General features: G+C 39.9%; 4 protein-coding genes and 1 tRNA gene. 2 read left to right on the forward strand and 3 right to left on the reverse strand.

The genetic code is table 11. The annotated features are described in order from the left end of the window. The first annotated feature begins 46 nt into the window (after positions 1-46). Positions 47-2,542 carry an alpha/beta hydrolase family protein gene (locus AAEY68_RS02655; RefSeq protein ID WP_024592462.1) on the forward strand — a complete coding sequence of 832 codons (2,496 nt, stop codon included), beginning with the start codon at positions 47-49 and terminating at the stop codon, positions 2,540-2,542. A gap of 216 nt (positions 2,543-2,758) precedes the next feature. Then, positions 2,759-3,463: a response regulator transcription factor gene (locus tag AAEY68_RS02660; protein ID WP_002957913.1), complete on the forward strand. Its 705-nt coding sequence runs from the start codon at positions 2,759-2,761 to the stop codon at positions 3,461-3,463. Here AAEY68_RS02660 and AAEY68_RS02665 read toward each other — a convergent pair. The 3 genes from AAEY68_RS02665 to AAEY68_RS02675 form a co-directional block, all read right to left on the reverse strand. After that, entirely contained in the window at positions 3,460-4,971 is a 1,512-nt protein-coding gene (locus AAEY68_RS02665; protein WP_024590552.1) for a YifB family Mg chelatase-like AAA ATPase, read from the reverse strand. The genes AAEY68_RS02660 and AAEY68_RS02665 overlap by 4 nt on opposite strands. Positions 4,972-5,005: 34 nt before the next feature. Next, positions 5,006-5,620 (reverse strand): trimeric intracellular cation channel family protein, encoded by a 615-nt coding sequence (locus AAEY68_RS02670; RefSeq protein ID WP_007587018.1) that lies wholly within the window; start codon positions 5,618-5,620, stop codon positions 5,006-5,008. A 386-nt stretch (positions 5,621-6,006) separates the two neighbouring features. Continuing rightward, positions 6,007-6,083 (reverse strand) — tRNA-Met (locus tag AAEY68_RS02675).

The raw sequence follows: 6,083 nt of genomic DNA on the forward strand, positions 1-6,083 counted from the left end.
ATACATGCTATATTTGGCCAAACTTCCAATAATAATAGGCATAATAATGAAATTTAGCGCACCATGGTGTCATCAAAATAAGCTATTTAAGCATGCAGCGACTCTTTTGACGCTTAGCAGCTTAAGCTTTGCTGCAATAGCTGCACCATTGGATAAATCAAAAATTCAGTTTATCGGCCCACTTGCCGAAGATATGCAGTTAAAGCCTTTTCAAACACCTCATGGCAATGCCATTATTAATAACCTATTGCCGCAGCTACAAGCAGACTCAGATAGTTTTTCTGCATTTGGGAAAAAACAAAACTGGCAGCCGTTTAATAAAATCAATGCGCTCACTTTAGGTGGGTTACAGGCACTAAAATTTAATATTGAAACAACCCGCTTTACACAAGGTACGCTTACCTTAAAAGGGATTGAGCAAGGTCAGTTATTTATTAATGGCGAACTACAAACAGGTGATAAAAATAGCTATAAGTTAGCTTTAAATAACAGTACTCACTCTATTTTAATAGTAGCCCAACAAGTAGCTAATTGGCACGACGTAATGCTTGATTTTGCACCTAAAAACGACGTTGATAAAATTACGCTTAGCGCCTCACAAACAAAACGCTTATCTGCAAAACAATTGTTTGATGCCCCTACGATCAGCCAATTATCACTCGCACCTAATGCTAAGCAGTACGTTACTACTACTCGCACTTATAGCGATAAAACACAAAACCAAGCAAATACAGTTACTGTACTTAAAGATTCAGATAATCAAACGCTTTATCGCTTCGAAGCAGGTCAACCAAGTAACATTATTTGGAGTCCAGATAACCAATATTTAGTGTATTTGTTAAATGGTGAACTTAAACAACTTAGCCGTAAAAACTTCTCAATAAAAACATTAGCAAACGATTTAGAAGGAGCCAATGGCTTTACCTTTTATAACGACACCAGTCTTTTGTTTAGCTGGTCTAAATCACCTGAGAGCACTAACAGCTTAACCAAGCACTATAAAGGTCTACAAGATCGCTGGTCGTATGCACGTACCACCAGCCAGATTTATATGCTTGATACTAAAAGTGGTTTAACTAAAGCACTTAGCCAAGGTCCTCTTTCTTACAGCCTTGAAGATTCAAATAGTAACCGTGGCAAAATATTAATGAGCCGCCCAGTAATGGCAATGCAAGCATCAACCCACCCTGAAACAGAGTTAGCCGAACTCGATTTAAAATCAAACAAGCTTTCATCGCTTGGTAAATTCAAAACGTTTAATTTAGCCAAATACGCAAATAAAGATATTTATGTAGTTGCAGGCCCTGACTTTAAAAATGGTGCAGGCAGAGCTCTACCAAAAGCAATGCTTGCTAATAACTACGACGGGCAACTTTACCTACTTACTGAAGGTGGTAAAAATGTAAAAGCACTTAGTAAACAATTCGATTCTGCTATTGGCCAACTGCAAGTTTTAGAAAACGGCGATGCGCTCATTAAAGTAACAGAGCAAGACACTCAACCACTTTACCTATTTGATTTAAGTAAACAGCGCTTTAAAAAGTTAAATACAGGATTGGATATTGTTGAACAATTTAGTTACTCACACGACCGTAATACCGAAATTTTATTAAGTGGCACTAACGCTTTAGCGCCACAACAGCTAAAGCGCCTTAACGTCAGTAAAAATAAAACAGATTTAATATGGGATTCAAAACCAAGTAGCTATGCAAATACACGACTCCCTACATTAGAAGAGTTTAATTTTAAAAATAAACATGGGGTTGAAATAACTGGCCGCGTTTATATTCCTAGCAATTTAGATAAAACTAAAAAGCACCCGGCGCTCGTGTATTACTACGGCGGCACTTCACCAGTTACGCGTGGTTTTACAGGTCGTTATCCGTTTAACTTATGGGCAGAAAATGGCTACATTGTTTATGTAGTACAGCCTACTGGCGCAACAGGGTTTGGACAAAATTTTTCAGCGCAGCATGTTAATGCCTGGGGCGACTACACTGCAGACGATATTATCGAAGGCACGCAAGCCTTTTTAAAGAAATACAACTATGTTGATAGTGAAAAGATAGGAAATTTAGGGGCATCATACGGTGGCTTCATGACCATGTTATTGGCAACTAAAACCGATATATTTAGTGCTTCAATAGCTCATGCGGGTATTTCTAATATTACCTCGTATTGGGGTGAAGGTTGGTGGGGCTACTTATATTCTGGCGAAGCATCAAAAAATAGCTTTCCGTGGAATAACCCTGAGCTTTACAGCAAGCACAGCCCTGTGTTTCATGCCGACAAAGTAACAACTCCTATGTTACTTCTTCATGGTGATAGCGATACCAATGTACCTGTTGGCGAAAGCTTAACAATGTACACTGCGCTTAAACTGCTTAATAAGGACGTAGAGTTAATCGAATACAAAGGCGCCAACCACCAAATTTTTGCACGCGATAAACGATTTGATTGGTGGAACACCATGCTTGCATACTTTGATAAAAAGCTAAAAGATGAACCTCAATGGTGGGACTCAATGTATAAAAATGACTGAGCCTGAACCTTTAAAATAACGACTTAATACAGATTTATTAATAGTAGTATTAATTATTTAGCACCTTTTAATTAGTTTAAAGGTGCTAACCTCATCCTCTAATAACGTCTTATACACCTTTGAAATATTAAGTTACTTAAAACTAATAAACCCCCTTCTCAGCATTTACCTAATGGTGCTACCATACAGAGCTATAAGCATTCAAAATAAAGTACTATGGCTATTAATGTTTTATTGGTTGAAGACGATGAACTACTCGTTAAACGCATCCAAAATCACTTTGCAGATACCGAATTTACAATAGAGGTAGACCCAACTGGCGCTGATGCACTTAACATTGTAAGGCAGCGGGTAAACCTGCGCGGTGCTATATCATTAGCCATAATTGACATTGTTTTGCCAAAGCGTGATGGGCTTCAGCTGGCAAAAGAATTAAACACACTTACCGATATTGGCGTTATTGTATTATCGAGTCGTGACTCCCAAGCCGATCGTATTGCAGGCCTTGCACAAGGTGCTGATGACTATATTTGTAAGCCTGTCGATTTACTTGAGTTAGAACTTCGCATGCGCGCGCTCTATAAGCGTGTTGCCGTTAACCTAGAAGACGACGAAAGCGAAGAATTTATAGAATATGCTGACTTTAAGCTTCACCCCGATAACCGCACACTAATTACTGCTGCAGGCGTTGAATCACGCTTAACTGAAGCCGAACATAAAGTGCTTATTTGCTTAATTAGTAATGCGGGTAAAGCCACATCCCGTGAAAAAATATCAGAAGAAATAGGCCAGCCCGATTGGAGTCCAAACGATCGTACTGTTGACGTGCTGATTGGTCGTTTACGTAAAAAATTAAATGACGAAAAAGATCAAAAACGCATTGTTACCGTACGCGGTAAAGGGTATATGCTTTCTATTTAATACTTAGTTAATTGCGCAATAAGGCGCTCAAATGCGCGGTAATTAAGTGCCTCTTTAAGCTCATTTAAACTAATGTTTTCAGCGCCTTTTAAATCACTAATAGTACGCGCCACTTTAATCACTCTATGATAAGAGCGTGGCGATAAAGACAACTTCTCGCTTGCTCTGGCTAAAAACTGCAACTCTGCTGGCGCTAGTACACAGTGCACACTCATTTCTTTATTATTAAGCCTCGCATTAACCTTACCTTGGCGTTTTAGCTGTAGGTAATAAGCCGCTTCAACTCTTGCTCTAACCTCAGCACTACTTTCCTCTGGCTGAGTACTTTGTAGTTCAACGCTCGTTAGACGAGGCAGTTCTATTTGCAAATCAATACGGTCAATAAAAGGTCCTGATACTCGCGATAAATAACGCATAACTTGATCGGGAGTTGCCCGCTTATCAGTATGGCTCCCTGTTGGGCTTGGATTTAATGCTGTAATAAGCTGAAACTGCGCCGGAAACTCCATTTGCCTAGCTGCACGTGAAATAGTAACTGTACCGGTTTCCATTGGCTCACGCAGTGAATCAAGTACCTTACGCTCGAATTCCGGTAACTCATCTAAGAAGAGCACACCGTTATGTGCCAGAGAAATTTCACCAGGTTTGGGATTCGAAGAGCCCCCCACCAAGGCAACAGCTGAACAAGTATGATGTGGATTACGAAATGGCCGCTGTCGCCAATTAGTTAAATCTATGGATTGCCCAATAATAGAGTAAAGCGCAGCTGTCGAAATAGCTTCATCGTCCGACATAGTAGGCATTATAGTTGCCATTCGCTGGGCCAGCATCGATTTACCAGTACCTGGAGGACCTAAAAATAATAAATTATGCCCGCCAGCTGCAGCAATTTCGAGTACTCGCTTTGCACCGGGCTGACCTTTCACATCGCTTAAATCAAGTAAAAAGTCAGGGGCTTGTGTGCAGTCGGGATACTCTATATTTAATGGTAAGGGTTGTTGATTAAGTAAATCCCCCCACACTTCTTGAATAGAGCTTACGGCTTTGCGTTTAACGCCATTAACTAGGCTTGCTAGGCTGTCGTTTGCAAGAGGTAAAAAGCAGCAACGATCTTGCTCTTTTGCAGCAAGTACCGAAGGTAAAATAGCGTTTACACCACGCACCTCACCATTAAGAGCAAGCTCACCATAAAACTCGTACTTGTGAATATCAGGACACACTATTTGCCCAGAGGCGACTAAAATACCCACCGCAATAGCAAGATCAAACCGTCCACCATCTTTTGGCAAATCGGCAGGGGCTAAATTTACAGTTATTCGTTGATCGGGAAAACCAAATTGTGAGTTTTCGAGTGCGCTACGTACTCTATCTTTTGATTCTTTAACGGACGCTTCGGGCAGGCCTACTATATGAAAAGCGGGTAAACCATTTCCTAGGTGAACTTCTACAATAACTTCAGGGGCATTTATACCCACTTGAGCACGAGAAAATATACGAGCTAACGACATTCCTTATCCTAGTAAATGGTGTGATTACACCAGTTTAGTCAGGATATTTAAAAACGTGTAATGTGATTTGCCATTTTATAGCAGCTAAACGAAGTAATAAGGTCATTAACATACCTAATACCATCGCCATTTCGGTTACTAACGAAAAACTAATGCCAAGCGTATAAACAGTGCCACCCGCTATACAGGTAATAGCGTAAAGCTCACCTTTTAATAGCATAGGGATCTCGCGTGCAAGCACATCTCGAATTAATCCACCAAAGCAGCCTGTAATTACAGCCATAATTACCGCTGTCATATCGGGCATACCAACAAGCTGCGCTTTTTGCGCCCCCATTACTGCAAAAAAAGCTAAACCAAACGCATCCGCTGTTTGTAAAATATAATGAGGTATCGGCTTTTGTTTATTTATAAGGCGTGTTGTAACAAATACTGAAGCTAGTATGGCAAAAAAGTAACTTTGATCGTGTAACCAAAACACAGGAACATCTAAAATTAGATCTCGCACTGTACCACCACCAATAGCAGTTACCGTCGCTAAAACTACGACTCCAAAGCCATCCATTTTTTTTTCGTACGCTAGCAAAGTGCCCGACACAGCAAACACCGCAATGCCTATTAAATCAAACCAGTGATAAAGTTCTGTCATGTGATGTGTATTGTTACTTAAAATCTTTTAACCGTTTTAACATAAAATACTCTTTTTTAAAAAATAAGTTATTTGTTAAACGTCACAGATATTAGAGTAAAGTCATTAAATAAAGCAGAATATAAGGTATTTTATCAAACTGCTGACACAAAAAATCACTCGATAAAGAGTGCGATTTTGTTTTAGCTTTTTATGTATTTAATTTCAGTGGTTGCGGGAGCTTGAGTTTGTAAAAAGCGAACCGACGACCTTCGCTTACTTGTGCAAAGTGTTTTGCGCAGTAACGGTGAGTTTTATAATTATAAGAATTTATTAAACTGCAGACGCAAAAAATCACTCGATAAAGAGTGCTATTTTGTTTTAACTTTTTAGGTATTTAATTTCAGTGGTTGCGGGAGCCGGATTTGAACCGACGACCTTCGGGTTATGAGCCCGACGAGCTACCAGACTGCTCCATCCCGCG

The sequence above is a fragment of the Pseudoalteromonas sp. RB2-MNA-CIBAN-0110 genome (assembly GCF_040309305.1).
In the GTDB taxonomy this organism is placed as follows: Bacteria; Pseudomonadota; Gammaproteobacteria; order Enterobacterales; family Alteromonadaceae; genus Pseudoalteromonas; species Pseudoalteromonas arctica.

Coding starts and splice junctions, on each gene's coding strand:
- AAEY68_RS02655 (WP_024592462.1), top strand. CDS start 47: ATGAAATTTAGCGCACCATGGTGTCATCAAAATAAGCTATTTAAGCAT.
- AAEY68_RS02660 (WP_002957913.1), top strand. CDS start 2,759: ATGGCTATTAATGTTTTATTGGTTGAAGACGATGAACTACTCGTTAAA.
- AAEY68_RS02665 (WP_024590552.1), bottom strand. CDS start 4,971: ATGTCGTTAGCTCGTATATTTTCTCGTGCTCAAGTGGGTATAAATGCC.
- AAEY68_RS02670 (WP_007587018.1), bottom strand. CDS start 5,620: ATGACAGAACTTTATCACTGGTTTGATTTAATAGGCATTGCGGTGTTT.